Below are 25,736 nucleotides of genomic sequence, written 5' to 3'. Positions count from 1 at the left end.
GGGGCAGTCAGCCGATGAGGAGGGATGTGGGGAGCAGCACCGCGGCGATGGTGAAGGCGATCAGGCCCGTGCGTACCCACTGGTGCTTGCGCTGGGCGATACGGCTGGTCGTGGACAGGGCCGCGATCGCGTCGGCCGTCGGATCGAGCTCGGTGTCGGCCAGTGCTTCTGCCAAATGGCCGCTGCGTGCAGCCCGTTGGATGTCGCCGAAGTACGACAAGGGGGCACCAGGTGTCCATTTGCTCGTGGCGTAACGCGGCAGAACGGCCATGAGGAGCGCGAGCAGCGTCAGGGCGAGTGCGAGAAGCCCCGCCCACCACGTCGAACTGGCGGGCATCGAGAGGGAGGCGGGCGTCCACTCGCGTCGGGCGAGCAGACCGCTGAAGACGCCCGCCATCACGCCGAGTGCTGCCACAAGCACCGCGGCCTTGGCATCCGCGCGGGCGATCTCGGTGCGCAGATCGTTGAGAAGACGTTCGGCCGTCCTGGCTCCGGGCGCGGCGTCGGGCGGCAGGGGCGCGTGAGGGCGGGCGCCGGTCACGGGGCGAGGTTCCCTTGCTCGTCGCCGTCACGCTGCGGTGGCGACGCACTCGGTGAGCTGCCGTAGCCCGGGGGCGGTTGCCAGCCGGGGAAGGTGCCGGTCTGCTCTGTGGGTGTGGGTGTGGGTGTGGTTGCCTGGTCTGACGCTGCTTCCGTGCCCGACTCCTCGTTCGAGTGCGCCGGCTGCGATGGGGACTGGTTCCGGGAGATTCCCGGTATGTGCTGGCCGAAGATCTTGGATATGACGTCCAGGGCCCGTCGCTTGGGCTCTTCCAGCTCGTAGTCCTCCGCGCTGTCGCCGCTGAGGAGTTCCCTCGCCAGCTCCAGCTCGGCGAGGATCAGGCGGAGTTGGTCCTCGCGCATGCTGTCGACGACGAGCCGTGAATCCTGCGGGTTCTTGGCGAGATGCATGGCCCAGGCCACCACGCCCCCCTGCTCCAGATACTCCTGGTAGAACGCGATCTTCTCGGCCTCGAGCTGCCGGAGATCCGCCTCGTGGCGGGCCCGCAGTTGGTCCTGCTCCTGCTGCCACACCTGCCGCTGGAGCGCGAGCTCGTGGTCGAGCCGTCCGTATTCCGTGGCCCGCCCCGCCTGGAGCGCGTCCTGCCGACGGGTCCGCCGGTCGAGCTCGATGTCGTACGCCACGCCCTGCTGTTCGGTGCGTATCTGCTCGGCGGCGTTGTGGTCGATGGCCTTGAGCCGCCGCTGGTGGTCGATGTTCTGCTGGTCGCGGCGCAGCCGCAGAGTCCAGAGCACCTGCAGGCCCGCGGCCGTGCCGAGCGGCGCCTGGCCGGAGAGCGCGTGCAGCAGCTGTCGCTCGGCGCGCGCACTGTCGTGGATGGCGAACCGGCGCGTGAGGGACCGAGCGGCCTGCTGCAGTTCGCCGAGAAGCAGGGCCGGTACGTTCCGGTGGCCGCTCCTGACGAAGTCGGCGGGGGCTAGGACCTGCCACGACAGGTCGACCGCGGCGATGAACTCGAAGGCGTCGTTGTCGCTGGGCAGGGGGATCTCGGCCTGGTGCGGGTGGACGCCCATGTCCACCTCGTACACCGATGTGTACCGTTTCGCCGCCACCTCGCCACGGCTCGGGCGCAGGGGCGGCAGATAGGCCTCGTACCCACCCTTGGAGGTCGAGAAGACCAGGGCGTGGTCGATCCGGGTCAGCGACTTGCGGGCGAATCCGAACCGCGAGAGCTGCCGAACGGTGATGACGGGATCGATCAGGGACGTGTGCCGGTCGGCTGATTGATCCCAGTCCGGCGGCCGGCGGAAGTCGGGCATGGCGTCTCCTTCAGGGGTTCGGTCCGTGGCTCAGCGACGGTTCGGCAGCACGGTCAGCAGGCGGGTCGCGACGGGAGGCGGGGCAGCGCCGTCCTCGCCGCGCACGGTGCGCAGGAGGTGACTCAGCCGTTGGCGTTCGGAGGCCGTGGTGACCAGGGCCGGGAGGAGGCCGGCAAGCGCCCACTCCGTCGCCGGGTCGTGGTCGGCGGCGCGTACCCAGTCACCCAGCTCCTCCAGCGCGGCCCTCGTGCGTCTGCGATCGTCGAGCGCCGAACGCCAGAGCCGTGCGATCCCGCCGGCCGCGCGGCCTCCGTCGGCCGCCGATGTCGCGTACCAGTCGAGGATCAGTGGCCGTCCGTCACGCGCGTCGTCCTTCCGGCGCGCGCAGGCGCTGAGAAAGCCGCGCAGGGCGAGATCGTGTACGGCCCGGTCCTGGTCGAGTCTGTGCAGCAGTTCCGCGAGGACCTGCTCGCCGGCCGGTGAGAGCAGCAGCAGTTCCACGGACTGCGCGAGCTGTTTCACCATGACCTCGTCGATGTCTTCCTCGTCGCCGTCCTCGTCGAGGAGGGGTTCGTACTCCTTGCGGACGGCGCTCCACAGAGCGGCGAGGGTCTGTTCCGGCCGCTCCGCGCCGATCAGGCCGTACGCGCGGATGGCCACCCAGCGCATCGCGGGATCCTCGCTCTCGCACCAGGAGTCGAGGATGCTCGGAATGTTGGGCGCCTCCAGGAGGTGCGCGAGCGTCAGTGAGTTGACCGCGACGAGACGGTGGCGGAACAAGTGGGACGTCGCCCATGGCTCGATGACGAGCGCCATGGTGGAGGGCAGATCCGCGTACGCGAGGACGGCGACGGTGGACGCCGCGCGGGTGCGCACCAGGGGCCTTCCGTCACCGGCGAGCTGTTGGAGCCAGTGCACGAGCGCGGGCCTCGCCGAGGGGTGCCCGGTCCATACCTCGCGCAGCAGGACCAGCGAGACCCGGTTGTCGAGGAAAGCGGCCTTGGACTGTGTGACCGGCCCCCACTCTGTGTTCTCCTCCTCCAGATAGCCCTGGGCGCGGGCGAGTTGGAGACGCTTGCCGATGTGGGTGCCGAAGACGGGGACCTGTGGCTGCAGAGCGGAGTCCGCGGTGTCCTGCAGGAAGGCGTAGAGCAGGTCGCTCAGTTCGGCCGTGAGTGCGTAGGGGCCTCCGTCGAAGGCGGCCAGAGCGATGAGGAACGCCTTGTCCCGTAGCGGAATCAGCTCCTCGTTCTCGTCGAACCACTCCTGGACCTGGCTTTCCAGGGTGAACAGCGAGAAGGTTCCGACGGCCTCTTCGGTGACTTCTCCGTCCGCGTACCGCTTGAGGTGCTTCGCGAAGGACGCCACTTCGCGCAGCTGGTGGTCACGCTCCAGGAATGTCGAGACAGCGGGCAGCGCAAGGAGTCGGTCCGTGGTCGCCTCGCCGGTCAGCTCCAGCAGGTGCCTCTTCAGTACGTCGGCGGGGCTCGGCGGCTTCCATTCGACGGCGGCGATGTCCTCCAGGGCGGCCATCGGGCCGACCGTGATGACCAAGTACGCGTCGTCCTCGGCGAGTTGGTCGCGCGCGGCGAGGAGATGTGGTTCCCGGAGCGGCTGGTCACGGCGGGTGGTCAGGTCGCACAGCACGTACCCCTTGGCCGAGTGCTGGCCGCCGAGCTGCTGGACGAGCTGTGCGGGTGTGGTGTCGCGGACGAGGGAGCGGATCGGGGAGACACCCAGACGGCGGAGCAGCATCAGCGCGGCGGTTCGGCGCCCGGTGAAGTGCGGACCGGAAAGCACGATGACCCGCTCCGTGCGCAGCCGCGACAGGAGGCTCTCGAAGAGGGACTCGTCGGTCACGAAGTACGGGGCAAGGCGGTCCAGTGTCGACACCGGCACCTCGCCGGAGCCGTGGCTCGTGGTGGAGACCCCGGAGACCCCGAAGTGGTAGACCTCCGTCTTGCTGCCCATGATGACGTCGCCTGCGACCAGGCCGCCGCTCACGCCGTGCTGATCACCCGCGACCAGGCTGCCGCCGAAGCGCGCGTTGTCACCGACGCCCATCGCCTTGGGGCTGTGGTCGACCAAGTCCCTGCGGGCGGACCACGCGTCCTGCGGCTGGTCCTGTTCTTCCTGCTTGTCCTCTGCCTCAGCGGCCTCGGGCCCTGTCTGCTGCGGGCTGTCGGCGGCGTCTTTGTCGCTTGACTGCTGCCGTGGGCCGGCTGCCCCCTGGCGGGGGCCCGGCTCGCCCGCGCTCACTCCCGCTCACCGCGCCTGGCAGCGCCGCCGCCTCCGAGGTGCACGTCGCCGTAGACCGTGCCGTTTCCGGATACGCCGTGCTGGTCGCCGGCCACGTAGCTGCCGCCGAAGGAGGCGTTGCTGAGATCGACGGGGCTCGGAGGTGTGGCCCTGGTGCCTGCCGCGGGGGTCGACGCCGCGCCCTCCTCCGGCCTGCTCGTCACGTCGGGGCTCTGCATGTCCTTCGGCGTGGGCCCGTGCAGCCAGGCCCGCAGCGGCCCGTTCTTGCTCCGCACCGTGATGGCGTGGAACTCGTCCTTGGGAACACCCGGGTAGTCGTGCTGGACGATCCCGTGGTGCACGCTCTGCGAGACGCACAGGACGAAGTCGTCCGGGCGTTCCCGCAGAGCCAGGCGCAGCACGTCGGCGTCGAGCAGCCGGCAGGCATGGTTGAGGTCGGTCCCCACCCAGCCGTCGAGATCGTCGACGGTGACGTATCCGGTGGCGACTACGGCCCGCAACCTGATCTGCGCGGACTTTGAAGCCATCCGGTTCACGGCGTGCAGCTCCGTGGGTGCCTCGGTCAGCAGGGCCCGCAGAAGCGCTGTCACCGACGCACTGGCGTCGATCAGCTCCATCACCGAGTCGCCTCGGTCGGCACGCAGCCGCCGGGTCTCGTCGATGCCCGAGCTCTCCAGGACGCGGTCGGCGATGTTGTAGAGCATGCGCCGCAGGTACGCCTGCTCGACGTTGTCGCGGTCGCTGTACTTCTCGATGTCGAGCAGAAGGATCGTCCGGCTCACGGGGTCGGTCATGGCCACCTCTCGAGTGGGGGGTCGTGCCAGGCAGAAGCAGCTTGGCGACGACGGGACCGTGGCCGTGAGGGCAGATGACGCACTCGAACTGTGACCGTGTGCACAGAACCGCGCTGCCGACGCGGAACGCCGAGAGGTGTCAGAGGTCCGGGTGTTCGGCGCGTGCGATCCGGCGCAGGATGTCCGGTCGAACGATCAGCAACGCCCTGCGCCCGGTCACCACCACCTCGCGTGTACGCAGCTCCTTCAGGAGGCGCTGGACCATTTCCCGGGACGCGCCGACGGAACCCGCGAGCTCCTGCTTGCTCAGGGGTACGGAGAGCTCTATGCCCTCGTCGGTACGGCGCCCATGGGTGCGGGCCAGGTCGAGCAGCAGAACGGCGAACCGCTCCCGCACGTTCATCGAGGCGAACTCGAGGCGCCGCCGGTCGGCGGCGCGGGTGCGGTCGGACGTGAGCCCCAGGAGGGCGAACGAAACGGCGGGGGAGTGGGCAAGGAAGTCGGTGAAGGCCTCGCGCTCCACTGCCAGGGCATGGACCTCCTCAAGAGCCGTCACGGTCGCCGACCTCGGCCGGCCGGTCAGCGCGGCGGACTCACCGATGATGTCGCCGGGACCCCGCAGGGCGAGCAGGGCCTCGTACCCGTTGGGTGCGGCAGCGGTCACCTTGGACCAGCCCTGCACGATCAACAGGACGTGAGACGACGGCTCGCGTTCGTGCAGGAGCTCGACGCGCGGCCCGAAACGCAGTTCGTGCCCCAGGTTCAGCAGCGCGGAGCGGTCCTCTCTCTCCAGCCTCGCGAGGAAGGGCACCTGGTCGTCCAAGCCTCCGCCTGGTAATCGCGCTCCCGCCATAGGCCCTCCTTGATCGTCACTCAACGGACAGATCAAGGTACTGACTGTGCGCATGACATCAAATGAGTACGTGTGGAGTGCCAAGACGGGCTGAAACACGTGGGGGCGCTTCGGGAGCATGAGGAGGGCGCTCCACCGTCACATCGGAAGCGAAAAGCCCGGCGTGTCGCCCCCCACCGCATTTGTTTTGACCGAACTCGATGAGGTAGGTACGCTCAGACCTTGTGCCTGGGGTGTGCCTGGGCTCGTGCGCGTGTCTTCAGCCGCAGTGCGAGTCCGAGAACGGCCACCGTAATCTGCGCCTCTTTCCGCCTTGCGGCGGGAGTCTGCAGCATTCGACACACCCGACCGCGTGGGTCGGCGACGTTCCAGGTTAGCTTTACTATTCGGCACACAGAAACCGGAGAAGTAGTGCCTACGATCCAGCAGCTGGTCCGGAAGGGCCGGCAGGACAAGGTCGAGAAGAACAAGACGCCCGCACTTGAGGGTTCGCCCCAGCGCCGCGGCGTCTGCACGCGTGTGTTCACGACCACCCCGAAGAAGCCGAACTCGGCCCTCCGTAAGGTCGCGCGTGTGCGTCTGACCTCCGGGATCGAGGTCACGGCCTACATTCCGGGTGAGGGACACAACCTGCAGGAGCACTCCATCGTGCTCGTGCGTGGTGGCCGTGTGAAGGACCTGCCGGGTGTTCGTTACAAGATCATCCGCGGCTCCCTTGACACCCAGGGCGTCAAGAACCGCAAGCAGGCCCGCAGCCGCTACGGCGCCAAGAAGGAGAAGTAAGAATGCCTCGTAAGGGCCCCGCCCCGAAGCGCCCGGTCATCATCGACCCGGTCTACGGTTCTCCTCTGGTGACCTCCCTCATCAACAAGGTGCTGCTGAACGGCAAGCGCTCCACCGCCGAGCGCATCGTGTACGGCGCCATGGAGGGCCTGCGCGAGAAGACCGGCAACGACCCGGTCATCACGCTCAAGCGCGCGCTCGAGAACATCAAGCCGACCCTCGAGGTCAAGTCCCGCCGCGTCGGTGGTGCGACCTACCAGGTTCCGATCGAGGTCAAGCCCGGTCGTGCCAACACGCTGGCCCTGCGCTGGCTGGTGGGTTACTCCCGCGCCCGTCGCGAGAAGACCATGACCGAGCGTCTGCTCAACGAGCTCCTCGACGCCTCCAACGGCCTTGGTGCCGCTGTGAAGAAGCGCGAGGACACCCACAAGATGGCCGAGTCCAACAAGGCCTTCGCGCACTACCGCTGGTAGTCGCTACCCACATCGAGACCGAGAGAAGACTGAGCCGATATGGCTACCACTTCACTTGACCTGGCCAAGGTGCGCAACATCGGCATCATGGCCCACATCGACGCGGGCAAGACGACGACCACCGAGCGGATCCTGTTCTACACCGGTGTCTCGTACAAGATCGGTGAGGTTCACGACGGTGCCGCCACGATGGACTGGATGGAGCAGGAGCAGGAGCGTGGCATCACGATCACCTCTGCTGCCACCACCTGTCACTGGCCGCTGAACGATGTCGACCACACCATCAACATCATCGACACCCCGGGCCACGTCGACTTCACCGTCGAGGTAGAGCGTTCGCTCCGTGTCCTCGACGGTGCCGTGACGGTGTTCGACGGCGTCGCCGGTGTTGAGCCCCAGTCCGAGACCGTGTGGCGTCAGGCGGACCGCTACGGCGTCCCGCGTATCTGCTTCGTCAACAAGCTCGACCGTACGGGTGCCGAGTTCCACCGCTGCGTCGACATGATCGTCGACCGCCTCGGTGCGACCCCGATCGTCATGCAGCTGCCCATCGGCGCAGAGGCTGACTTCAAGGGTGTCGTCGACCTCGTCACGATGAAGGCCTTCGTCTGGTCCGCCGAGACCAAGATGGGCGAGGCGTACGACGTCGTCGACATCCCGGACACGCACACCGAGGCTGCCGAGGAGTACCGCGGCAAGCTGCTCGAGGCTGTCGCCGAGAACGACGAGCAGATGATGGAGCTGTACCTCGAGGGCCAGGAGCCCACCGAGGAGCAGCTGTACGCGGCGATCCGTCGCATCACCATCGCCTCCGGCAAGGGCGGCGACACCACCGTCACCCCCGTGTTCTGCGGCACCGCGTTCAAGAACAAGGGCGTTCAGCCCCTGCTCGACGCGGTCGTGCGTTACCTCCCGTCGCCCCTGGACGTCGAGGCCATCGAGGGCCACGACGTCAAGGACCCCGAGGTCGTCGTCAAGCGCAAGCCTTCGGACGAGGAGCCGCTTTCGGCTCTCGCGTTCAAGATCGCGTCCGACCCGCACCTCGGCAAGCTCACCTTCGTCCGGATCTACTCCGGTCGCCTGGAGGCCGGCACCGCGGTGCTGAACTCCGTCAAGGGCAAGAAGGAGCGCATCGGCAAGATCTACCGCATGCACGCGAACAAGCGTGAGGAGATCGACTCGGTGGGCGCCGGCGACATCGTCGCCGTCATGGGCCTGAAGCAGACCACCACCGGTGAGACGCTGTGTGACGACAAGAAGCCGGTCATCCTGGAGTCCATGGACTTCCCGGCGCCGGTCATTCAGGTCGCCATCGAGCCCAAGTCCAAGGGTGACCAGGAGAAGCTGGGTGTAGCCATCCAGCGTCTCTCGGAGGAGGACCCCTCCTTCCAGGTCCACTCGGACGAGGAGACCGGCCAGACCATCATCGGTGGTATGGGCGAGCTTCACCTCGAGGTGCTCGTCGACCGCATGAAGCGCGAATTCCGCGTCGAGGCGAACGTCGGCAAGCCCCAGGTCGCGTACCGCGAGACGATCCGTCGGGCCGTCGAGCGCGTGGACTACACCCACAAGAAGCAGACCGGTGGTACCGGTCAGTTCGCCAAGGTGCAGATCGCGATCGAGCCCATCGAGGGCGGCGAGGCGTCGTACGAGTTCGTGAACAAGGTCACCGGTGGCCGTATCCCGCGGGAGTACATCCCGTCGGTGGACGCCGGTGCGCAGGAGGCCATGCAGTTCGGCATCCTGGCGGGCTACGAGATGACTGGTGTTCGCATCACGCTTCTCGACGGCGCCTACCACGAGGTCGACTCCTCCGAGCTGGCCTTCAAGATCGCCGGTTCGCAGGCCTTCAAGGAGGCCGCGCGTCAGGCCAAGCCCGTGCTGCTCGAGCCGATGATGGCCGTCGAGGTCACCACGCCCGAGGACTACATGGGCGATGTCATCGGTGACATCAACTCCCGCCGTGGCCAGATCCAGGCCATGGAGGAGCGCAGCGGCGCTCGCGTCGTGAAGGGCCTCGTGCCCCTCTCGGAGATGTTCGGCTACGTCGGAGACCTCCGCAGCAAGACGTCGGGTCGCGCAAGCTACTCAATGCAGTTCGACTCCTACGCCGAGGTTCCGCGGAACGTCGCCGAGGAGATCATCGCGAAGGCCAAGGGCGAGTAACTCACCCGAGTTCACGCTTTAGGCTTGACTCCGGAGCCTCCGGGGCATTCCGGCCCTCTTCGGGCCGGGTGTCCCGGGCCCCGGGCATCCCAGCAAAGATCACCTGGCGCCGATGAAGCAAGGCGTACAGAACCACTCCACAGGAGGACCCAGTGGCGAAGGCGAAGTTCGAGCGGACTAAGCCGCACGTCAACATCGGCACCATCGGTCACATTGACCACGGTAAGACGACCCTCACGGCCGCCATTACCAAGGTGCTGCACGACGCGTACCCCGAGCTGAACGAGGCCTCGGCCTTCGACCAGATCGACAAGGCTCCCGAGGAGCGCCAGCGCGGTATCACGATCTCGATCGCGCACGTCGAGTACCAGACGGAGACCCGTCACTACGCCCACGTCGACTGCCCCGGTCACGCGGACTACATCAAGAACATGATCACGGGTGCCGCGCAGATGGACGGCGCCATCCTCGTGGTCGCCGCCACCGACGGCCCGATGCCGCAGACCAAGGAGCACGTGCTCCTGGCCCGCCAGGTCGGCGTTCCGTACATCGTCGTCGCCCTGAACAAGGCCGACATGGTGGACGACGAGGAGATCCTGGAGCTCGTCGAGCTCGAGGTCCGTGAGCTCCTCTCCGAGTACGAGTTCCCGGGCGACGACCTGCCGGTCGTCAAGGTCTCGGCGCTCAAGGCGCTCGAGGGCGACAAGGAGTGGGGTGAGTCCGTCCTCAACCTGATGAAGGCTGTCGACGAGTCCATCCCGGAGCCCGAGCGTGACGTCGACAAGCCGTTCCTGATGCCGATCGAGGACGTCTTCACGATCACCGGTCGTGGCACCGTCGTCACCGGTCGTATCGAGCGTGGTGTCCTCAAGGTCAACGAGACCGTCGACATCATCGGCATCAAGACCGAGAAGACCACCACCACGGTCACCGGCATCGAGATGTTCCGCAAGCTGCTCGACGAGGGCCAGGCCGGTGAGAACGTCGGTCTGCTCCTCCGTGGCATCAAGCGCGAGGACGTCGAGCGCGGCCAGGTCATCATCAAGCCCGGTTCGGTCACGCCGCACACCGAGTTCGAGGCCCAGGCCTACATCCTGTCGAAGGACGAGGGTGGCCGTCACACCCCCTTCTTCAACAACTACCGCCCGCAGTTCTACTTCCGCACCACGGACGTGACCGGCGTCGTGACCCTCCCCGAGGGCACCGAGATGGTCATGCCGGGCGACAACACTGAGATGACCGTTGAGCTCATCCAGCCCGTCGCGATGGAAGAGGGCCTGAAGTTCGCCATCCGTGAGGGTGGCCGGACCGTCGGCGCCGGCCAGGTCACCAAGATCAACAAGTAAGCTCGCTTGCTTGAAGATCGGGGAGACCCGGTCGCTCTGAACTGAGCGCAGCGAAGAGCCCCGTTCACCTTCGGGTGGGCGGGGCTCTTTGCATGGACTCTTTGCGTACGCGATTCAGGCCGTGGCAGCTTGACAGTTCGGTCGATTGGCCTTCGGCATCCCACGTGTGGCACACTGTCCAGGTTGCTCGGTTGAGTGCCGATGCTGCGCGCCTCCCGCCGGGAGGACCGGAAGCGAGTCCCACAGTACTCGTCGCCCCATCTGCCGTAAGGCAGCGCTGGAGCGGACGTACGGGAATCTTCTGGGAAGTGCAGTGCGGAGGCTCAGCCAGGCACCCGGTGGGTTTCTTCCCCCGGACCCGCGGTCATCTGGGCCGCAGCCCCTAGCAGGGAAATCCTTCGGGAAATCTCCGTGAGCGGGACTGCGACACGCCCGACCGCGTGGGTCGGAGGAGGTAGAAAAAAGGGCCTTCCGGGAGCCAGAGCGTTCGAGACAAAGGACTACCAAGTAGCCATGGCGGGACAGAAGATCCGCATCCGGCTCAAGGCCTACGACCACGAGGTCATCGACTCCTCGGCGAAGAAGATCGTCGAGACGGTGACGCGTACTGGTGCGTCGGTCGCGGGCCCGGTGCCGCTGCCCACTGAGAAGAACGTGTACTGCGTCATCAAGTCGCCGCACAAGTACAAGGACTCGCGCGAGCACTTCGAGATGCGCACGCACAAGCGCCTGATCGACATCCTCGACCCGACGCCCAAGACCGTTGACTCGCTGATGCGCCTGGACCTTCCGGCCGGCGTTGACATCGAGATCAAGCTCTGAAGGGCGCGGAGAAGATGACCAAGCAGATCAAGGGCATCCTGGGCGAGAAGCTCGGCATGACCCAGGTCTGGGACGAGAACAACCGCATCGTCCCGGTGACCGTGGTCAAGGCCGGGCCCTGCGTCGTTACCCAGGTCCGTACGAATGACAGCGACGGCTACGAGTCGGTCCAGATCGCCTTCGGCGAGATCGACCCGCGCAAGGTGAACAAGCCCCTCAAGGGTCACTTCGCCAAGGCCGACGTGACCCCCCGTCGCCACCTCGTCGAGATCCGTACCGCTGGTGCCAGCGAGTACACCCTCGGCCAGGAGCTGACTGCCGAGACGTTCGAGGCCGGTATCAAGGTCGACGTCACCGGCAAGAGCAAGGGCAAGGGCTTCGCCGGTGTCATGAAGCGTCACAACTTCGCCGGTGGCAAGGCCTCGCACGGTGCCCACCGTGTGCACCGCAAGCCCGGTTCCATCGGTGGCTGCGCCACGCCCGGCCGTGTTTTCAAGGGCCAGCGCATGGCCGGTCGCATGGGCAACGAGCGGGTCACCACCCAGAACCTGACCGTCCACGCCGTTGACGCGGAGAAGGGTCTGCTGCTCATCAAGGGCGCGGTTCCTGGTCCGAACGGCGGCCTCGTCCTGGTCCGTACCGCGGCCAAGGGGGCCTGAGGTAACCCATGAGCACCATTGACATCCTTTCGCCGGCAGGCGACAAGACCGGGACGGTCGAGCTCCCCGCGGAGATCTTCGACGTCGAGAAGATCAGCATCCCGCTGATCCACCAGGTCGTCGTCGCCCAGCTGGCCGCTGCCCGACAGGGCACGCACAAGACCAAGCGCCGTGGCGAAGTCCGCGGTGGTGGCAAGAAGCCTTACCGCCAGAAGGGCACCGGCCGCGCGCGCCAGGGTTCGACCCGTGCGCCGCAGTTCGCCGGCGGTGGCGTCGTCCACGGCCCGCAGCCGCGTGACTACTCGCAGCGGACCCCGAAGAAGATGAAGGCCGCGGCCCTGCGCCACGCCCTCACCGACCGGGCCCGCAACGCTCGTATCCACGTTGTCACCAACGTGGTCGAGGGCGAGATCTCCACCAAGGCCGCGAAGACGCTGCTCGGCAAGGTCAGCGAGCGCAAGAACGTGCTCCTGGTCATCGACCGTGCGGACGAGACTTCGCTGCTCTCCGCCCGCAACCTGCCCCAGGTGCACATCCTGGAGCCGGGCCAGCTGAACACGTACGACGTGCTCGTCTCGGACGACGTGGTCTTCACCAAGGCCGCCTTCGAGTCCTTCGTGTCTGGCCCCAAGGCCAATGAGACCGAAGGGAGCGAAGCCTGATGGCTATTCGTCACCAGAGCATCGCGCCCAAGGCTGCGAAGGCCGCCAAGGCCGCGCGTGTCGCCAAGGCGAAGCGCATCGCGACCGAGGGCAAGATCGCTGTTGAGCCCACCCCGCTGAGCAAGTCCTTCTCGGACCCGCGCGACGTCCTCGTCAAGCCGGTCGTCTCCGAGAAGTCGTACGCGCTGCTCGACGAGGGCAAGTACACGTTCATCGTGGCCCCCGGCTCCAACAAGACCCAGATCAAGCAGGCCGTCGAGGCGGTCTTCTCGGTCAAGGTCACCGGGGTCAACACGATCAACCGTCAGGGCAAGCGGAAGCGTACGCGCACCGGTTTCGGCAAGCGTGCCGACACCAAGCGCGCCATCGTGACCCTCGCTGAGGGCGACCGTATCGACATCTTCGGCCAGGCCTCCTAACGGAGCGCCCGGTCCGAATATCGGACGAGGACTGAGAAATGGGAATCCGCAAGTACAAGCCGACTACGCCGGGCCGTCGTGGCTCCTCCGTAGCCGACTTCGTCGAGGTAACGCGGTCCACGCCGGAGAAGTCGCTGGTTCGCCCGCTGCACAGCAAGGGCGGCCGTAACAACGCCGGTCGGATCACCGTTCGCCACCAGGGTGGCGGACACAAGCGCGCCTACCGAGTGATCGACTTCCGTCGTCACGACAAGGACGGCGTGCCGGCGAAGGTCGCGCACATCGAGTACGACCCGAACCGCACTGCGCGCATCGCGCTCCTGCACTACGCCGATGGCGAGAAGCGCTACATCCTGGCCCCGCGTGGTCTGGGACAGGGTGCCCGGGTTGAGAACGGCCCTGGCGCCGACATCAAGCCCGGCAACAACATGGCGCTGCGCAACATCCCCGTCGGTACGACGATCCACGCCATCGAGCTGCGGCCCGGCGGCGGCGCGAAGTTCGCCCGCTCCGCGGGTGCCTCCGTGCAGCTGCTCGCGAAGGAGGGCTCCATGGCCCACCTCCGCATGCCGTCCGGTGAGATCCGCCTGGTCGATGTCCGCTGCCGCGCCACCATCGGTGAGGTCGGCAACGCCGAGCAGTCGAACATCAACTGGGGCAAGGCCGGCCGCATGCGCTGGAAGGGCGTCCGCCCGACCGTGCGTGGTGTCGTGATGAACCCGGTTGACCACCCGCACGGTGGTGGTGAAGGCAAGACCTCCGGTGGTCGTCACCCGGTCTCGCCGTGGGGCAAGAAGGAGGGTCGTACTCGTGATCGCAACAAGGCGAGCAACAAGTACATCGTCCGCCGCCGCAAGTCGAACAAGAAGCGCTAGGAGCGGGTTTAGATGCCGCGCAGTCTCAAGAAGGGGCCCTTCGTCGACGACCACCTCGTAAAGAAGGTGGACGCTCAGAACGAAGCCGGTTCCAAGAACGTCATCAAGACCTGGTCCCGTCGCTCGATGATCATCCCGGCCATGCTGGGTCACACGATCGCGGTGCACAACGGCAAGACCCACATCCCGGTGTTCGTCACCGAGGCGATGGTCGGCCACAAGCTCGGCGAGTTCTCGCCGACTCGCACCTTCCGCGGCCACGTCAAGGACGACCGGAAGTCGAAGCGCCGCTAGCGCGGGGTGGAACGACTATGACTTACACCGAAGGGACAACCATGGAAGCCAGGGCCCAGGCGCGGTACATCCGCGTCACGCCCATGAAGGCCCGCCGCGTGGTGGACCTCATCCGTGGCATGGATGCCACGGAGGCTCAGGCGGTCCTGCGTTTCGCCCCGCAGGCCGCGAGCGTGCCGGTTGGCAAGGTGCTGGACAGCGCCATTGCCAACGCTGCACACAACTACGACCACTCGGACGCCTCTTCGCTGTTCATCAGCGAGGCGTTTGTGGACGAGGGCCCGACCCTGAAGCGGTTCCGTCCGCGTGCTCAGGGCCGTGCCTACCGGATCCGTAAGCGGACCAGCCACATCACCGTGGTCGTCAGCAGCAAGGAAGGAACCCGGTAATGGGCCAGAAGGTAAACCCGCACGGGTTCCGGCTCGGCATCACCACGGACTTCAAGTCCCGGTGGTACGCCGACAAGCTGTACAAGGACTACGTCAAGGAAGACGTCGCCATCCGTCGGATGATGACGTCCGGCATGGAGCGCGCCGGCATCTCGAAGGTTGAGATCGAGCGCACCCGTGACCGCGTGCGTGTGGACATCCACACCGCACGTCCCGGCATCGTCATCGGCCGCCGTGGCGCCGAGGCCGACCGCATCCGCGGCGACCTCGAGAAGCTCACGGGCAAGCAGGTCCAGCTGAACATCCTCGAGGTCAAGAACCCCGAGGTCGACGCTCAGCTCGTGGCCCAGGCCGTGGCGGAGCAGCTGTCCTCCCGCGTCTCCTTCCGTCGCGCCATGCGTAAGAGCATGCAGTCGTCGATGAAGGCCGGCGCCAAGGGCATCAAGATCCAGTGTGGTGGCCGTCTCGGCGGCGCCGAGATGTCCCGCTCGGAGTTCTACCGCGAGGGCCGTGTGCCCCTGCACACCCTCCGTGCGAACGTCGACTACGGCTTCTTCGAGGCCAAGACGACCTTCGGCCGTATCGGCGTGAAGGTCTGGATCTACAAGGGCGACGTCAAGAACATCGCCGAGGTCCGCGCCGAGAACGCTGCGGCCCGTGCGGGTAACCGCCCGGCCCGTGGTGGCGGCAACGACCGCCCGGCCCGTGGTGGCCGTGGTGGCGAGCGTGGCGGCCGCGGCCGCAAGCCGCAGCAGCAGTCCGCGCCGGCTGCCGAGGCCCCCAAGGCCGAGGCTCCCGCCGCAGCTGCCGCTCCGGCTGAGAGCACCGGAACGGAGGCCTGACCGACATGCTGATCCCTCGTAGGGTCAAGCACCGCAAGCAGCACCACCCCAAGCGCAGCGGTATGTCCAAGGGTGGTACGCAGGTTGCGTTCGGCGAGTACGGCATTCAGGCCCTCACTCCGGCGTACGTGACCAACCGCCAGATCGAGGCGGCTCGTATCGCGATGACCCGCCACATCAAGCGTGGCGGCAAGGTCTGGATCAACATCTACCCGGACCGCCCGCTGACGAAGAAGCCCGCCGAGACCCGCATGGGTTCCGGTAAGGGTTCCCCCGAGTGGTGGGTCGCGAACGTCAAGCCCGGACGGGTGATGTTCGAGCTGTCCTACCCGAATGAGAAGACTGCGCGTGAGGCGCTTACCCGCGCTGCTCACAAGCTTCCGATGAAGTGCCGGATTGTTCGGCGCGAGGCAGGTGAGTCGTGATGTCGGCCGGTACCAAGGCGTCCGAGCTGCGCGAACTGGGCAACGAGGAGCTCCTCAACAAGCTCCGCGAGGCCAAGGAAGAGCTGTTCAACCTCCGTTTCCAGGCGGCGACCGGTCAGCTCGAGAACCACGGTCGGCTCAAGGCCGTCCGTAAGGACATCGCGCGGATCTACACCCTGATGCGTGAGCGCGAGCTGGGCATCGAGACGGTGGAGAGCGCCTGATGAGCGAGAGCAACGTGACTGAGACCAACACTGACCGCGGTTTCCGCAAGACCCGTGAGGGTCTGGTCGTCAGCGACAAGATGGACAAGACCGTCGTCGTCGCTGTCGAGGACCGCGTGAAGCACGCGCTGTACGGCAAGGTCATCCGCCGTACGAACAAGCTCAAGGCGCACGACGAGCAGAACGCTGCCGGCGTCGGCGACCGCGTCCTCCTGATGGAGACGCGTCCGCTGTCGGCGACCAAGCGCTGGCGCATCGTCGAGATCCTCGAGAAGGCCAAGTAATTCTCTGAGGTATCCCTCAGAGTTCGTTCCGCCAGGCTCGGCAGGGGCCCAACTCCCGTAAGGGATAAGGCCCCTGCCGGGAACCGGCAGACAAACAGGAGATAGACGTGATCCAGCAGGAGTCGCGACTTCGCGTCGCCGACAACACGGGTGCGAAGGAAATTCTCACCATTCGTGTTCTCGGTGGCTCGGGTCGCCGCTACGCGGGCATCGGTGACGTCATCGTCGCCACCGTCAAGGACGCGATCCCCGGTGGCAACGTGAAGAAGGGTGACGTCGTCAAGGCGGTCATCGTTCGCACCGTCAAGGAGCGCCGCCGTCCCGACGGCTCGTACATCCGCTTCGACGAGAACGCCGCCGTCATTCTGAAGAACGACGGCGACCCTCGCGGCACCCGTATCTTCGGCCCGGTGGGCCGTGAGCTGCGCGAGAAGAAGTTCATGAAGATCATCTCGCTCGCGCCGGAGGTGCTGTAAGCATGAAGATCAAGAAGGGCGACCTGGTCCAGGTCATCACCGGTAAGGACAAGGGCAAGCAGGGCAAGGTCATTGCCGCTTACCCGCGCGACGAGCGCGTCCTGGTCGAGGGTGTCAACCGGGTCAAGAAGCACACGAAGGCCGGCCCGACCGCCAGCGGTTCGCAGGCCGGCGGCATCGTGACCACCGAGGCCCCTGTCCACGTCTCCAACGTCCAGCTGGTCGTGGAGAAGGACGGCAACAAGGTCGTCACGCGTGTCGGTTTCCGCTTCGACGAAGACGGCAACAAGATCCGCGTTGCCAAGCGGACGGGTGAGGACATCTGATGACGACCACCACCACTCCGCGTCTGAAGACGAAGTACCGCGAGGAGATCGCGGCCAAGCTGCAGGAAGAGTTCTCGTACGAGAACGTCATGCAGACCCCCGGCCTGGTCAAGATCGTGGTCAACATGGGTGTCGGCGACGCCGCCCGTGACTCGAAGCTGATCGACGGCGCCATCCGCGACCTCACCACGATCACCGGCCAGAAGCCGGCCGTGACGAAGGCCCGGAAGTCCATCGCGCAGTTCAAGCTGCGCGAGGGTCAGCCGATCGGCTGCCACGTCACGCTCCGTGGCGACCGCATGTGGGAGTTCCTGGACCGCACCCTGTCGCTCGCGCTTCCGCGCATCCGCGACTTCCGTGGTCTGTCCCCCAAGCAGTTCGACGGCCGTGGCAACTACACCTTCGGTCTCACGGAGCAGGTCATGTTCCACGAGATCGACCAGGACAAGATCGACCGCGTCCGGGGTATGGACATCACCGTGGTCACCACGGCGACCAACGACGCTGAGGGCCGTGCCCTTCTCCGTCACCTCGGCTTCCCGTTCAAGGAGGCGTAAGCGAGATGGCGAAGAAGGCTCTTATTGCCAAGGCTGCTCGTAAGCCCAAGTTCGGTGTGCGCGCCTACACCCGCTGCCAGCGCTGTGGCCGTCCGCACTCCGTGTACCGCAAGTTCGGCCTCTGCCGCGTGTGCCTTCGTGAGATGGCTCACCGTGGCGAGCTGCCGGGCGTGACCAAGAGCTCCTGGTAATTCCCCTCTGTCCTTAGGGACTTGGGAATTACTGGAGGCTCTCGGTAAGTATCTGGTCGGTAGGTGGCCCACCTCTCCATGGCTTAGGCTAGGAGGGTTGGGCGCCTGCCGCCCTGACCGACTTACTACGCCGTAGGTCCCCGCGCCGCACCCGTCCCGCCTCTGAGTGGGGAGAGGGATGGCGCAGATAGGAAACCACGGCGAGAGAGGCCGAAGGCCAATTCATGACCATGACTGATCCGATCGCGGACATGCTGACTCGTCTGCGTAACGCGAACTCGGCGTACCACGACTCCGTGGCTATGCCGCACAGCAAGATCAAGTCGCACATCGCGGAGATCCTCCAGCAGGAGGGCTTCATCACGGGCTGGAAGGTCGAGGACGCCGAGGTTGGCAAGAACCTCGTTCTCGAGCTGAAGTTCGGCCCGAACCGTGAGCGCTCCATTGCGGGCATCAAGCGGATCTCCAAGCCCGGTCTCCGGGTTTACGCGAAGTCCACCAACCTGCCCAAGGTCCTCGGCGGCCTCGGCGTGGCGATCATCTCCACGTCGCACGGTCTTCTGACCGGACAGCAGGCAGGCAAGAAGGGCGTAGGTGGGGAAGTCCTCGCCTACGTCTGGTAGTCGGGAACGGAGGAATAGCTAATGTCGCGTATTGGCAAGCTCCCCATCACGGTTCCCGCCGGCGTGGACGTCACCATCGACGGCCGTACGGTCTCGGTGAAGGGCCCCAAGGGTTCCCTCTCCCACACCGTCGTCGCGCCGATCGAGATCGCTAAGGGTGAGGACGGCGTTCTCAACGTCACCCGCCCGAACGACGAGCGTCAGAACAAGGCCCTGCACGGCCTGTCCCGCACGCTGGTGGCGAACATGATCACCGGCGTGACCCAGGGTTACGTGAAGAAGCTCGAGATCAGCGGTGTCGGTTACCGCGTGCTCGCGAAGGGCTCCAACCTGGAGTTCTCGCTGGGCTACAGCCACCCGATCCTGGTCGAGGCCCCCGAGGGCATCACCTTCAAGGTGGAGTCCGCGACCAAGCTTTCGGTCGAGGGCATCGACAAGCAGAAGGTCGGCGAGGTTGCGGCCAACATCCGCAAGCTGCGCAAGCCCGACCCGTACAAGGCCAAGGGTGTCAAGTACGAGGGCGAAGTCATCCGCCGCAAGGTCGGAAAGGCGGGTAAGTAAGCCATGGCATACGGTACGAAGATCGCTAAGGGTGACGCTTACAAGCGTGCCGCGATCAAGCGTCGCCACATCCGGATCCGCAAGCGGGTCTCGGGCACGGCCGAGCGTCCTCGCCTGGTCGTGACGCGCTCGAACCGCAACATCGTCGCCCAGGTCATCGACGACATCCAGGGTCACACCCTGGCGTCGGCGTCGACCCTGGACACCACCATTCGTGGTGGCGAGGGCGACAAGTCGGCGCAGGCCAAGCAGGTCGGCGCCCTGGTCGCCGAGCGTGCCAAGGCCGCGGGCGTCGAGACCGTTGTGTTCGACCGTGGTGGTAACCAGTACGCCGGGCGCATCGCCGCCCTGGCGGACGCCGCCCGCGAAGCCGGACTCAAGTTCTGAGTCGGTTCCGTAGCTAGCGGAAACAGAGAGAGGTAATTCCAATGGCTGGACCCCAGCGCCGCGGAAGCGGTGCCGGTGGCGGCGAGCGGCGGGACCGGAAGGGTCGCGACGGTGGCGCTGCCGCCGAGAAGACCGCATACGTTGAGCGCGTTGTCGCGATCAACCGTGTCGCCAAGGTTGTCAAGGGTGGTCGCCGCTTCAGCTTCACCGCGCTGGTCGTGGTGGGCGACGGTGACGGCACCGTAGGTGTCGGTTACGGCAAGGCCAAGGAGGTGCCGGCCGCCATCGCCAAGGGTGTTGAGGAGGCCAAGAAGCACTTCTTCAAGGTCCCCCGTATCCAGGGCACCATCCCGCACCCGATCCAGGGCGAGAAGGCTGCGGGCGTCGTCCTGCTGAAGCCTGCTTCCCCCGGTACCGGTGTTATCGCCGGTGGCCCGGTGCGCGCCGTTCTGGAGTGCGCCGGCGTTCACGACATCCTGTCGAAGTCGCTCGGCTCCGACAACGCGATCAACATCGTGCACGCGACCGTGGCGGCCCTCAAGGGCCTGCAGCGTCCCGAGGAGATCGCGGCTCGCCGTGGTCTGCCCCTCGAGGACGTCGCCCCCGCGGCTCTCCTTCGTGCACGTGCCGGGGCGGGTGCGTAATGGCTCGCCTCAAGGTCACGCAGACGAAGTCGTACATCGGCAGCAAGCAGAACCACCGCGACACCCTGCGCTCCCTTGGTCTCAAGGGCATCAACACGCAGGTTGTCAAGGAGGACCGCCCCGAGTTCCGCGGAATGGTGCACACCGTCCGCCACCTCGTGACGGTTGAGGAGGTCGACTGACATGGCGGAGCAGAACCCGCTGAAGGTCCACAACCTCCGGCCCGCCCCGGGCGCCAAGACCGCCAAGACCCGTGTGGGTCGTGGTGAGGCGTCCAAGGGTAAGACCGCTGGTCGTGGTACCAAGGGCACCAAGGCCCGTTACCAGGTTCCGGAGCGCTTCGAGGGTGGCCAGATGCCCCTCCACATGCGTCTCCCGAAGCTCAAGGGCTTCAAGAACCCGTTCAAGACCGAGTTCCAGGTCGTGAACCTCGACAAGCTGAGCGCGCTGTTCCCCGAGGGTGGCGAGGTCACCGTCGAGGCCCTCGTGGCCAAGGGCGCGGTTCGCAAGAACAGCCTTGTCAAGGTCCTCGGCCAGGGTGAGGTCACCGTGGCGCTGCAGGTGACGGTTGACGCCGTCTCCGGCTCCGCCAAGGAGAAGATCACCGCCGCCGGCGGTACCGTCACCGAGCTCGTCTGAATTCACCAGGCTTCTCGATGACTTGAGCGATTCCCAGCCGGGGATGCCCCACAAAAGGGGCATCCCCGGTTGGTCGTTCCAAGGGGGGCACGGTCGCCGGTAAGGTGGCGTGCACTGTCCTAAGCTCCGTGCGGTCTGTCCGCGCGGTTTTTGTGACTGATACGTATTCGTCGATCCTCAGACCACTACCTCTGACGCACGCGCGCGGGGGTCGCAGGAGGCACCGTGCTCACCGCGTTCGCCCGGGCGTTCAAGACGCCCGACCTGCGCAAGAAGCTGCTCTTCACGCTCGGCATCATCGTGATCTACCGGATCGGTACGCATGTACCGATTCCCGGTGTCAGCTACAAGAACGTCCAGACCTGCATGGACGTCGCGAACACCAATCAGGGGCTGTTCGGTCTCGTCAACATGATGAGCGGCGGTGCCCTGCTGCAGATCACGATCTTCGCGCTCGGCATCATGCCGTACATCACGGCGAGCATCATTCTGCAGCTCCTGACCGTGGTGATCCCGCGGCTCGAGGCCCTCAAGAAGGAGGGCCAGGCGGGCACGGCCAAGATCACGCAGTACACGCGTTATCTGACTGTGGCGCTCGCGATCCTGCAGGGCACCGGCCTGGTGGCCACCGCCCGCACCGGTGCGCTCTTCTCCGGCTGCCCCGTCGCCAGTGAGATCGTGCCGGACCAGTCGATCTTCGTCACCGTCACCATGGTCATCACGATGACCGCGGGTACGGCCTGCGTGATGTGGCTCGGTGAGCTCATCACCGACCGCGGCATCGGCAACGGCATGTCGATCCTGATGTTCATCTCGATCGCCGCGACCTTCCCGAGCGCCCTGTGGGCCATCAAGCAGCAGGGCTCGCTGGCCGACGGCTGGATCGAGTTCGGCACGGTCATCGCGGTCGGTCTGGTCATGGTCGGCCTGGTGGTCTTCGTCGAGCAGGCGCAGCGACGCATTCCGGTTCAGTACGCGAAGCGCATGATCGGCCGCCGGTCCTACGGCGGTACGTCGACCTACATTCCGCTGAAGGTCAATCAGGCCGGAATCATCCCTGTGATCTTTGCCTCTTCGCTGCTCTATATTCCGGCTCTCGTCGCGCAGTTCGCGGGGGGCAACTCGGGGTGGAAGCAGTGGATCGAGGCGAACCTGACCAAGGGTGACCACCCGATCTACATCACGACGTACTTCTTGCTGATTGTGTTCTTCGCCTTCTTCTACGTGGCTATCTCGTTCAACCCCGAGGAAGTCGCGGACAACATGAAGAAGTATGGTGGCTTCATCCCGGGCATCCGGGCTGGCCGTCCGACCGCTGAGTATCTGAGTTACGTACTCAACCGGATCACTTGGCCGGGCTCGCTGTATCTGGGCCTGATCGCTCTCGTACCGACGATGGCGTTGGTGGGCTTCGGCGCGAACCAGAACTTCCCGTTCGGCGGGACAAGCATCCTCATCATCGTGGGTGTGGGTCTGGAAACCGTGAAGCAGATCGAGAGCCAGCTCCAGCAGCGCAATTACGAAGGGTTCCTCCGCTGATGCGTATCGTCCTCGTCGGGCCTCCTGGTGCTGGCAAGGGAACGCAGGCCGCGTTCCTTGCCAAGAACCTGTCGATCCCGCACATCTCCACGGGCGACCTCTTCCGCGCCAACATCAGCCAGGGCACGGAGCTCGGCAAGCAGGCCAAGGCGTTCATGGACGCGGGCAACCTGGTGCCGGACGAGGTCACCATCGGGATGGCCAAGGACCGCATGGAGCAGCCGGACGCCGTGAACGGCTTCCTGCTCGACGGCTTCCCGCGGAACGTCTCGCAGGCGGAGGCCCTGGACGCGTCGCTCAAGGCGGACGGCCAGCAGCTCGACGCGGTGCTCGACCTTGAGGTCCCCGAGGACGAGGTGGTCAAGCGCATCGCCGGCCGCCGCATCTGCCGGAACGATTCGAGCCACGTCTTCCACGTGTCGTACAGCAAGCCGAAGACCGAGGGCGTCTGTGACGTCTGCGGCGGCGAGCTCTACCAGCGCGGTGACGACAAGGAAGAGACCGTGCGCAAGCGGCTCGACGTGTACCACCGTGAGACCGAGCCGATCATCGACCACTACAAGGCCCAGGGCCTGGTCGTCACGATCTCGGCGCTCGGCAAGGTGGACGAGGTCACCAAGCGTGCGATGGACGCGCTCTCTCGCGAGGACGCGTAACTCAAGCAGTGATACGTGGGCCGCGGCATCCCCCAGGGGTGCCGCGGCCCACGTCGTGGACGGGGCGCGGGGAGGTCCGTCCCCGCCGTATCGTTGTGGATGTCCCGTCATCTCCCGTCATTGCAGGTTCAGAAAGGCTCAGGCCCCTTCATGGTGCAGATCAAGACCCCCGAGCAGATCGCGAAGATGCGTGAGGCGGGCCTTGTCGTCGCCGCCATTCACGCCGCGACGCGTGAGGCGGCGGTGCCCGGCGCCACGACCAAGGACCTGGACGAGGTCGCTCGCAAGGTGATCGACGAGCACGGCGCCAAGTCCAACTTCCTGGGGTACGGCGGCTTCCCGGCCACCATCTGCACCTCGGTCAACGAGGTCGTCGTACACGGCATCCCGGATGAGAAGACCGTCCTGAAGGACGGCGACATCATCTCCATCGACGCGGGCGCGATCATCGACGGCTGGCACGGCGACGCCGCGTACACCGCGTTCGTGGGCACCGGTCACGCTCCGGAGCTCATCGAACTCTCCCGGGTGACCGAGGAGTCGATGTGGGCAGGCCTCGCCGCCATGAAGCAGGGCAACCGCCTCGTCGACATCTCCCGCGCCATCGAGACGTACATCCGCCGGCAGCCGAAGCCGGGCGGCGGCAAGTACGGGATCATCGAGGACTACGGCGGCCACGGCATCGGCACCGAGATGCACATGGACCCGCACCTCCTGAACTACGTCGAGCGCCGCCGCGGCAAGGGCCCGAAGCTGGTCCCCGGCTTCTGCCTGGCCATCGAGCCGATGGTGTCCCTCGGCACGCCCCGCACGGAGGTCCTGGAGGATGACTGGACGGTCATCACGACGGACGGCACCTGGTCCTCGCACTGGGAGCACTCGATCGCGTTGACGGAGGAGGGGCCTCTGGTGCTGACTGCTCCTGACTGCGGCAAGGCGAAGCTGGCGGAGTACGGGGTTACGGTCGCGCCGGATCCTTCCCCAAGGTCTTAAGGACCAGGGGAGACCCCATCGGCTGAGTTGCTGTGGGCGCCCGGGTTGCTTAAGGATCTTCCTGATGGGGCATTCTTTCTCGATTCGTCTTTCCGGGTGGCCTGACGTAGACTGACGCGTCGGCTCTCGTGCATCCGTGTGTCTGCATGCGGTGCGTGAAGTCGATCAAGGTAGTCGATTCGAAGGGCGAAGCGTGGCCAAGAAGCAAGGTGCCATCGAGATCGAAGGCACTGTCGTCGAGTCTCTTCCGAACGCCATGTTCAAGGTGGAGCTCCAGAACGGCCACCAGGTCCTGGCACACATCAGCGGCAAGATGCGCATGCACTACATCCGTATCCTCCCTGACGACCGGGTCGTGGTGGAGTTGTCTCCGTACGACCTGACGCGTGGCCGGATCGTCTACCGGTACAAGTAGATCTTGCCCGCACCCCATTCACGTGGGGTGATGGCACTGACCCGGAGAACCTCACCCAATGAAGGTCAAGCCGAGCGTCAAGAAGATCTGCGACAAGTGCAGGGTGATCCGCCGTCACGGCCGGGTCATGGTTATCTGCGACAACCCGCGCCACAAGCAGCGCCAGGGCTGACGCACGACTGCAGTTCGCAGATTTTCGCGCGACGCAATTAAGCACATATGCAGGACCCGTCCCTCTTCAGATCCATCGGTAATGGAGGGCGACACCCCCGGTCGGAGGCCGGGGACCCAGGATGTACCTCATACGGCACCTGGGAACGGTTCTGCTGAAGACCTCCGAAAATCAACAGGAGCCTTGAATGGCACGCCTTGAAGGTGTTGACCTCCCGCGCGAAAAGCGCGTCGAGGTTGCCCTCACGTACGTGTTCGGCATTGGCCGCACGCTGTCCCAGCAGACGCTGGACGCCACCGGTGTGGACCGCAACACCCGTGTTCGCGATCTGTCCGAAGAGGACCTGATCAAGATCCGCGAGTACGTGGACGCCAACATCCAGACGGAGGGTGACCTCCGCCGCGAGATCCAGGCCGACATCCGCCGCAAGGTCGAGATCGGCTGCTACCAGGGTCTGCGTCACCGTCGTGGCCTGCCCGTCCGCGGTCAGCGCACCAGCACCAACGCCCGCACCCGTAAGGGCCCGCGTCGCGCCATCGCCGGTAAGAAGAAGCCGGGCAAGAAGTAGTCCTCAGCGGTCGATCGACAGCTGTCGCTGCAGGACCGACCACCTCGCGTAGGAGTTATAGATGCCCCCCAAGGGTCGTCAGGGCGCTGCCAAGAAGGTGCGCCGCAAGGAAAAGAAGAACGTCGCTCACGGGCACGCCCACATCAAGAGCACGTTCAACAACACGATCGTGTCCATCACGGACCCGACCGGCAACGTGATCTCCTGGGCCTCCGCCGGCCACGTCGGCTTCAAGGGCTCGCGCAAGTCGACTCCGTTCGCCGCGCAGATGGCCGCCGAGTCGGCTGCCCGTCGCGCGCAGGAGCACGGCATGCGCAAGGTCGACGTCTTCGTGAAGGGCCCGGGTTCGGGTCGCGAGACCGCCATCCGTTCGCTTCAGGCGACCGGTCTTGAGGTCGGCTCGATCCAGGACGTCACCCCCACGCCGCACAACGGCTGCCGTCCGCCCAAGCGCCGTCGCGTCTGACGTTCGTACGTCGCTTGTCTTGAGGATTCGGGCGGTACGGCTCTTCGGAGTCGTATCGCCCGTACCCTTGACTGCAATCAATATCGGGCTACCGCCCGGTGGATCAGGGCATCAAATAGTGGGTGCCCCTGAC

General features: G+C 65.9%; 37 protein-coding genes. 32 read left to right on the top strand and 5 right to left on the bottom strand.

Annotated elements, in window-relative coordinates:
* Positions 1 to 7 precede the first annotated feature (7 nt).
* From AB0O76_RS10130 to AB0O76_RS10110, 5 genes are all read right to left on the bottom strand, one after another.
* On the bottom strand, positions 8 to 541 hold the full coding sequence (locus tag AB0O76_RS10130; protein WP_365487368.1) for a Pycsar system effector family protein: 534 nt from the start codon (positions 539 to 541) through the stop codon (positions 8 to 10).
* Positions 538 to 1,821 (bottom strand): hypothetical protein, encoded by a 1,284-nt coding sequence (locus tag AB0O76_RS10125; RefSeq protein WP_365487365.1) that lies wholly within the window; start codon positions 1,819 to 1,821, stop codon positions 538 to 540. The genes AB0O76_RS10130 and AB0O76_RS10125 overlap by 4 nt, the downstream gene beginning before the upstream one ends.
* A gap of 30 nt (positions 1,822 to 1,851) precedes the next feature.
* Positions 1,852 to 4,080 carry a hypothetical protein gene (locus tag AB0O76_RS10120; protein ID WP_365487362.1) on the bottom strand — a complete coding sequence of 743 codons (2,229 nt, stop codon included), beginning with the start codon at positions 4,078 to 4,080 and terminating at the stop codon, positions 1,852 to 1,854.
* Positions 4,077 to 4,874: a hypothetical protein gene (locus AB0O76_RS10115; RefSeq protein WP_365487359.1), complete on the bottom strand. Its 798-nt coding sequence runs from the start codon at positions 4,872 to 4,874 to the stop codon at positions 4,077 to 4,079. The genes AB0O76_RS10120 and AB0O76_RS10115 overlap by 4 nt, the downstream gene beginning before the upstream one ends.
* Before the next feature lie 139 nt (positions 4,875 to 5,013).
* Entirely contained in the window at positions 5,014 to 5,727 is a 714-nt protein-coding gene (locus AB0O76_RS10110) for a Crp/Fnr family transcriptional regulator (RefSeq protein WP_365487356.1), read from the bottom strand.
* 411 nt (positions 5,728 to 6,138) lie between these two features.
* Between AB0O76_RS10110 and rpsL the strand changes: the two genes are divergently transcribed.
* From rpsL to rpsK, 32 genes are all read left to right on the top strand, one after another.
* Positions 6,139 to 6,510 (top strand): 30S ribosomal protein S12, encoded by a 372-nt coding sequence (rpsL, locus tag AB0O76_RS10105; protein WP_003948652.1) that lies wholly within the window; start codon positions 6,139 to 6,141, stop codon positions 6,508 to 6,510.
* Positions 6,511 to 6,512: 2 nt separating this feature from the next.
* A complete protein-coding gene (rpsG, locus tag AB0O76_RS10100; protein WP_003974303.1) occupies positions 6,513 to 6,983 on the top strand; it encodes a 30S ribosomal protein S7 in 471 nt (156 codons plus the stop codon).
* 39 nt (positions 6,984 to 7,022) lie between these two features.
* A complete protein-coding gene (fusA, locus tag AB0O76_RS10095) occupies positions 7,023 to 9,149 on the top strand; it encodes an elongation factor G (RefSeq protein ID WP_365487353.1) in 2,127 nt (708 codons plus the stop codon).
* Between the two features lie 152 nt (positions 9,150 to 9,301).
* A complete protein-coding gene (tuf, locus tag AB0O76_RS10090; RefSeq protein WP_360768512.1) occupies positions 9,302 to 10,495 on the top strand; it encodes an elongation factor Tu in 1,194 nt (397 codons plus the stop codon).
* Positions 10,496 to 11,008: 513 nt separating this feature from the next.
* The gene (rpsJ, locus tag AB0O76_RS10085) at positions 11,009 to 11,317 is read left to right on the top strand and encodes a 30S ribosomal protein S10 (protein ID WP_003948644.1); all 309 of its coding nucleotides are present in this window, start codon (positions 11,009 to 11,011) and stop codon (positions 11,315 to 11,317) included.
* A gap of 14 nt (positions 11,318 to 11,331) precedes the next feature.
* On the top strand, positions 11,332 to 11,976 hold the full coding sequence (rplC, locus tag AB0O76_RS10080) for a 50S ribosomal protein L3 (RefSeq protein ID WP_055553489.1): 645 nt from the start codon (positions 11,332 to 11,334) through the stop codon (positions 11,974 to 11,976).
* 8 nt (positions 11,977 to 11,984) lie between these two features.
* Positions 11,985 to 12,638 (top strand): 50S ribosomal protein L4, encoded by a 654-nt coding sequence (gene rplD, locus AB0O76_RS10075; RefSeq protein WP_266869978.1) that lies wholly within the window; start codon positions 11,985 to 11,987, stop codon positions 12,636 to 12,638.
* Entirely contained in the window at positions 12,638 to 13,057 is a 420-nt protein-coding gene (gene rplW, locus AB0O76_RS10070; RefSeq protein WP_365487348.1) for a 50S ribosomal protein L23, read from the top strand. The genes rplD and rplW overlap by 1 nt, the downstream gene beginning before the upstream one ends.
* Positions 13,058 to 13,095: 38 nt before the next feature.
* Positions 13,096 to 13,932, top strand: coding sequence for a 50S ribosomal protein L2 (gene rplB, locus AB0O76_RS10065; protein ID WP_135332553.1), 837 nt, complete (start codon positions 13,096 to 13,098; stop codon positions 13,930 to 13,932).
* A gap of 12 nt (positions 13,933 to 13,944) precedes the next feature.
* Positions 13,945 to 14,226, top strand: coding sequence for a 30S ribosomal protein S19 (rpsS, locus tag AB0O76_RS10060; protein ID WP_361812456.1), 282 nt, complete (start codon positions 13,945 to 13,947; stop codon positions 14,224 to 14,226).
* A gap of 41 nt (positions 14,227 to 14,267) precedes the next feature.
* A complete protein-coding gene (gene rplV, locus AB0O76_RS10055; RefSeq protein WP_135332555.1) occupies positions 14,268 to 14,615 on the top strand; it encodes a 50S ribosomal protein L22 in 348 nt (115 codons plus the stop codon).
* A complete protein-coding gene (rpsC, locus tag AB0O76_RS10050) occupies positions 14,615 to 15,457 on the top strand; it encodes a 30S ribosomal protein S3 (protein ID WP_135332556.1) in 843 nt (280 codons plus the stop codon). The genes rplV and rpsC overlap by 1 nt, the downstream gene beginning before the upstream one ends.
* A gap of 5 nt (positions 15,458 to 15,462) precedes the next feature.
* Positions 15,463 to 15,882, top strand: coding sequence for a 50S ribosomal protein L16 (rplP, locus tag AB0O76_RS10045; RefSeq protein WP_135332557.1), 420 nt, complete (start codon positions 15,463 to 15,465; stop codon positions 15,880 to 15,882).
* Positions 15,882 to 16,106 (top strand): 50S ribosomal protein L29, encoded by a 225-nt coding sequence (gene rpmC, locus AB0O76_RS10040; RefSeq protein WP_010036720.1) that lies wholly within the window; start codon positions 15,882 to 15,884, stop codon positions 16,104 to 16,106. Before rplP ends, rpmC begins: the two co-directional genes overlap by 1 nt.
* Positions 16,106 to 16,390 carry a 30S ribosomal protein S17 gene (gene rpsQ, locus AB0O76_RS10035; RefSeq protein ID WP_360768521.1) on the top strand — a complete coding sequence of 95 codons (285 nt, stop codon included), beginning with the start codon at positions 16,106 to 16,108 and terminating at the stop codon, positions 16,388 to 16,390. The genes rpmC and rpsQ overlap by 1 nt, the downstream gene beginning before the upstream one ends.
* Before the next feature lie 107 nt (positions 16,391 to 16,497).
* Positions 16,498 to 16,866: a 50S ribosomal protein L14 gene (rplN, locus tag AB0O76_RS10030; RefSeq protein WP_003974257.1), complete on the top strand. Its 369-nt coding sequence runs from the start codon at positions 16,498 to 16,500 to the stop codon at positions 16,864 to 16,866.
* 2 nt (positions 16,867 to 16,868) lie between these two features.
* A complete protein-coding gene (rplX, locus tag AB0O76_RS10025; RefSeq protein WP_055553504.1) occupies positions 16,869 to 17,192 on the top strand; it encodes a 50S ribosomal protein L24 in 324 nt (107 codons plus the stop codon).
* Positions 17,192 to 17,749: a 50S ribosomal protein L5 gene (rplE, locus tag AB0O76_RS10020; protein ID WP_360768525.1), complete on the top strand. Its 558-nt coding sequence runs from the start codon at positions 17,192 to 17,194 to the stop codon at positions 17,747 to 17,749. The genes rplX and rplE overlap by 1 nt, the downstream gene beginning before the upstream one ends.
* Positions 17,750 to 17,754: 5 nt before the next feature.
* Positions 17,755 to 17,940 (top strand): type Z 30S ribosomal protein S14, encoded by a 186-nt coding sequence (locus tag AB0O76_RS10015; RefSeq protein ID WP_003956452.1) that lies wholly within the window; start codon positions 17,755 to 17,757, stop codon positions 17,938 to 17,940.
* A gap of 224 nt (positions 17,941 to 18,164) precedes the next feature.
* Positions 18,165 to 18,563, top strand: coding sequence for a 30S ribosomal protein S8 (rpsH, locus tag AB0O76_RS10010; RefSeq protein WP_030359017.1), 399 nt, complete (start codon positions 18,165 to 18,167; stop codon positions 18,561 to 18,563).
* A gap of 21 nt (positions 18,564 to 18,584) precedes the next feature.
* Entirely contained in the window at positions 18,585 to 19,124 is a 540-nt protein-coding gene (rplF, locus tag AB0O76_RS10005; RefSeq protein ID WP_360768529.1) for a 50S ribosomal protein L6, read from the top strand.
* A 3-nt stretch (positions 19,125 to 19,127) separates the two neighbouring features.
* Positions 19,128 to 19,511 (top strand): 50S ribosomal protein L18, encoded by a 384-nt coding sequence (gene rplR / locus AB0O76_RS10000; protein ID WP_360768532.1) that lies wholly within the window; start codon positions 19,128 to 19,130, stop codon positions 19,509 to 19,511.
* Positions 19,512 to 19,552: 41 nt separating this feature from the next.
* Complete coding sequence (gene rpsE / locus AB0O76_RS09995) at positions 19,553 to 20,155, top strand: 30S ribosomal protein S5 (RefSeq protein ID WP_135332562.1); 603 nt, start codon at positions 19,553 to 19,555, stop codon at positions 20,153 to 20,155.
* On the top strand, positions 20,155 to 20,337 hold the full coding sequence (rpmD, locus tag AB0O76_RS09990; protein WP_055553514.1) for a 50S ribosomal protein L30: 183 nt from the start codon (positions 20,155 to 20,157) through the stop codon (positions 20,335 to 20,337). The genes rpsE and rpmD overlap by 1 nt, the downstream gene beginning before the upstream one ends.
* A gap of 1 nt (position 20,338) precedes the next feature.
* The gene (gene rplO / locus AB0O76_RS09985; protein ID WP_098244248.1) at positions 20,339 to 20,794 is read left to right on the top strand and encodes a 50S ribosomal protein L15; all 456 of its coding nucleotides are present in this window, start codon (positions 20,339 to 20,341) and stop codon (positions 20,792 to 20,794) included.
* Between the two features lie 225 nt (positions 20,795 to 21,019).
* Positions 21,020 to 22,333, top strand: a complete 1,314-nt coding sequence (gene secY, locus AB0O76_RS09980) for a preprotein translocase subunit SecY (protein ID WP_266869988.1) — start codon at positions 21,020 to 21,022, stop codon at positions 22,331 to 22,333.
* Positions 22,333 to 22,989, top strand: coding sequence for an adenylate kinase (locus AB0O76_RS09975; protein ID WP_360768539.1), 657 nt, complete (start codon positions 22,333 to 22,335; stop codon positions 22,987 to 22,989). The genes secY and AB0O76_RS09975 overlap by 1 nt, the downstream gene beginning before the upstream one ends.
* A 150-nt stretch (positions 22,990 to 23,139) precedes the next feature.
* Positions 23,140 to 23,982 carry a type I methionyl aminopeptidase gene (gene map / locus AB0O76_RS09970; RefSeq protein ID WP_365487334.1) on the top strand — a complete coding sequence of 281 codons (843 nt, stop codon included), beginning with the start codon at positions 23,140 to 23,142 and terminating at the stop codon, positions 23,980 to 23,982.
* 193 nt (positions 23,983 to 24,175) lie between these two features.
* Positions 24,176 to 24,397 carry a translation initiation factor IF-1 gene (gene infA, locus AB0O76_RS09965; protein ID WP_003948620.1) on the top strand — a complete coding sequence of 74 codons (222 nt, stop codon included), beginning with the start codon at positions 24,176 to 24,178 and terminating at the stop codon, positions 24,395 to 24,397.
* A 58-nt stretch (positions 24,398 to 24,455) separates the two neighbouring features.
* Positions 24,456 to 24,569 (top strand): 50S ribosomal protein L36, encoded by a 114-nt coding sequence (gene rpmJ / locus AB0O76_RS09960; protein WP_003974245.1) that lies wholly within the window; start codon positions 24,456 to 24,458, stop codon positions 24,567 to 24,569.
* A 187-nt stretch (positions 24,570 to 24,756) separates the two neighbouring features.
* Positions 24,757 to 25,137 carry a 30S ribosomal protein S13 gene (rpsM, locus tag AB0O76_RS09955; protein WP_135332566.1) on the top strand — a complete coding sequence of 127 codons (381 nt, stop codon included), beginning with the start codon at positions 24,757 to 24,759 and terminating at the stop codon, positions 25,135 to 25,137.
* Positions 25,138 to 25,198: 61 nt separating this feature from the next.
* The gene (gene rpsK, locus AB0O76_RS09950) at positions 25,199 to 25,603 is read left to right on the top strand and encodes a 30S ribosomal protein S11 (RefSeq protein WP_003948617.1); all 405 of its coding nucleotides are present in this window, start codon (positions 25,199 to 25,201) and stop codon (positions 25,601 to 25,603) included.
* The last annotated feature ends 133 nt before the right edge of the window (positions 25,604 to 25,736 follow it).

The organism is Streptomyces sp. NPDC086554, assembly GCF_040686095.1.
Classification (GTDB): Bacteria; Actinomycetota; Actinomycetes; order Streptomycetales; family Streptomycetaceae; genus Streptomyces.
The sequence above is the reverse complement of the archived record's forward strand: the minus strand, read 5'-3'. Positions and strand labels throughout refer to the sequence as shown.

What these genes read in the sequence shown, in the direction of transcription:
- rplD (WP_266869978.1), top strand. Translation starts at nt 11,985, where the DNA reads ATGAGCACCATTGACATCCTTTCGCCGGCAGGCGACAAGACCGGGACG.
- AB0O76_RS09975 (WP_360768539.1), top strand. Translation starts at nt 22,333, where the DNA reads ATGCGTATCGTCCTCGTCGGGCCTCCTGGTGCTGGCAAGGGAACGCAG.
- rplE (WP_360768525.1), top strand. Translation starts at nt 17,192, where the DNA reads ATGACGACCACCACCACTCCGCGTCTGAAGACGAAGTACCGCGAGGAG.
- rpsJ (WP_003948644.1), top strand. Translation starts at nt 11,009, where the DNA reads ATGGCGGGACAGAAGATCCGCATCCGGCTCAAGGCCTACGACCACGAG.
- rpsM (WP_135332566.1), top strand. Translation starts at nt 24,757, where the DNA reads ATGGCACGCCTTGAAGGTGTTGACCTCCCGCGCGAAAAGCGCGTCGAG.
- rplR (WP_360768532.1), top strand. Translation starts at nt 19,128, where the DNA reads ATGGCATACGGTACGAAGATCGCTAAGGGTGACGCTTACAAGCGTGCC.
- rpsS (WP_361812456.1), top strand. Translation starts at nt 13,945, where the DNA reads ATGCCGCGCAGTCTCAAGAAGGGGCCCTTCGTCGACGACCACCTCGTA.
- rplV (WP_135332555.1), top strand. Translation starts at nt 14,268, where the DNA reads ATGGAAGCCAGGGCCCAGGCGCGGTACATCCGCGTCACGCCCATGAAG.
- rpmC (WP_010036720.1), top strand. Translation starts at nt 15,882, where the DNA reads ATGTCGGCCGGTACCAAGGCGTCCGAGCTGCGCGAACTGGGCAACGAG.
- AB0O76_RS10015 (WP_003956452.1), top strand. Translation starts at nt 17,755, where the DNA reads ATGGCGAAGAAGGCTCTTATTGCCAAGGCTGCTCGTAAGCCCAAGTTC.
- rpmJ (WP_003974245.1), top strand. Translation starts at nt 24,456, where the DNA reads ATGAAGGTCAAGCCGAGCGTCAAGAAGATCTGCGACAAGTGCAGGGTG.
- rpsK (WP_003948617.1), top strand. Translation starts at nt 25,199, where the DNA reads ATGCCCCCCAAGGGTCGTCAGGGCGCTGCCAAGAAGGTGCGCCGCAAG.
- rplC (WP_055553489.1), top strand. Translation starts at nt 11,332, where the DNA reads ATGACCAAGCAGATCAAGGGCATCCTGGGCGAGAAGCTCGGCATGACC.
- AB0O76_RS10125 (WP_365487365.1), bottom strand. Translation starts at nt 1,821, where the DNA reads ATGCCCGACTTCCGCCGGCCGCCGGACTGGGATCAATCAGCCGACCGG.
- rplB (WP_135332553.1), top strand. Translation starts at nt 13,096, where the DNA reads ATGGGAATCCGCAAGTACAAGCCGACTACGCCGGGCCGTCGTGGCTCC.
- rpsQ (WP_360768521.1), top strand. Translation starts at nt 16,106, where the DNA reads ATGAGCGAGAGCAACGTGACTGAGACCAACACTGACCGCGGTTTCCGC.
- rplF (WP_360768529.1), top strand. Translation starts at nt 18,585, where the DNA reads ATGTCGCGTATTGGCAAGCTCCCCATCACGGTTCCCGCCGGCGTGGAC.
- fusA (WP_365487353.1), top strand. Translation starts at nt 7,023, where the DNA reads ATGGCTACCACTTCACTTGACCTGGCCAAGGTGCGCAACATCGGCATC.
- rpsH (WP_030359017.1), top strand. Translation starts at nt 18,165, where the DNA reads ATGACCATGACTGATCCGATCGCGGACATGCTGACTCGTCTGCGTAAC.
- rplX (WP_055553504.1), top strand. Translation starts at nt 16,869, where the DNA reads ATGAAGATCAAGAAGGGCGACCTGGTCCAGGTCATCACCGGTAAGGAC.
- AB0O76_RS10115 (WP_365487359.1), bottom strand. Translation starts at nt 4,874, where the DNA reads ATGACCGACCCCGTGAGCCGGACGATCCTTCTGCTCGACATCGAGAAG.
- AB0O76_RS10110 (WP_365487356.1), bottom strand. Translation starts at nt 5,727, where the DNA reads ATGGCGGGAGCGCGATTACCAGGCGGAGGCTTGGACGACCAGGTGCCC.
- rpmD (WP_055553514.1), top strand. Translation starts at nt 20,155, where the DNA reads ATGGCTCGCCTCAAGGTCACGCAGACGAAGTCGTACATCGGCAGCAAG.
- rpsE (WP_135332562.1), top strand. Translation starts at nt 19,553, where the DNA reads ATGGCTGGACCCCAGCGCCGCGGAAGCGGTGCCGGTGGCGGCGAGCGG.
- rpsC (WP_135332556.1), top strand. Translation starts at nt 14,615, where the DNA reads ATGGGCCAGAAGGTAAACCCGCACGGGTTCCGGCTCGGCATCACCACG.
- map (WP_365487334.1), top strand. Translation starts at nt 23,140, where the DNA reads ATGGTGCAGATCAAGACCCCCGAGCAGATCGCGAAGATGCGTGAGGCG.
- rplP (WP_135332557.1), top strand. Translation starts at nt 15,463, where the DNA reads ATGCTGATCCCTCGTAGGGTCAAGCACCGCAAGCAGCACCACCCCAAG.
- rplO (WP_098244248.1), top strand. Translation starts at nt 20,339, where the DNA reads ATGGCGGAGCAGAACCCGCTGAAGGTCCACAACCTCCGGCCCGCCCCG.
- rplW (WP_365487348.1), top strand. Translation starts at nt 12,638, where the DNA reads ATGGCTATTCGTCACCAGAGCATCGCGCCCAAGGCTGCGAAGGCCGCC.
- rpsG (WP_003974303.1), top strand. Translation starts at nt 6,513, where the DNA reads ATGCCTCGTAAGGGCCCCGCCCCGAAGCGCCCGGTCATCATCGACCCG.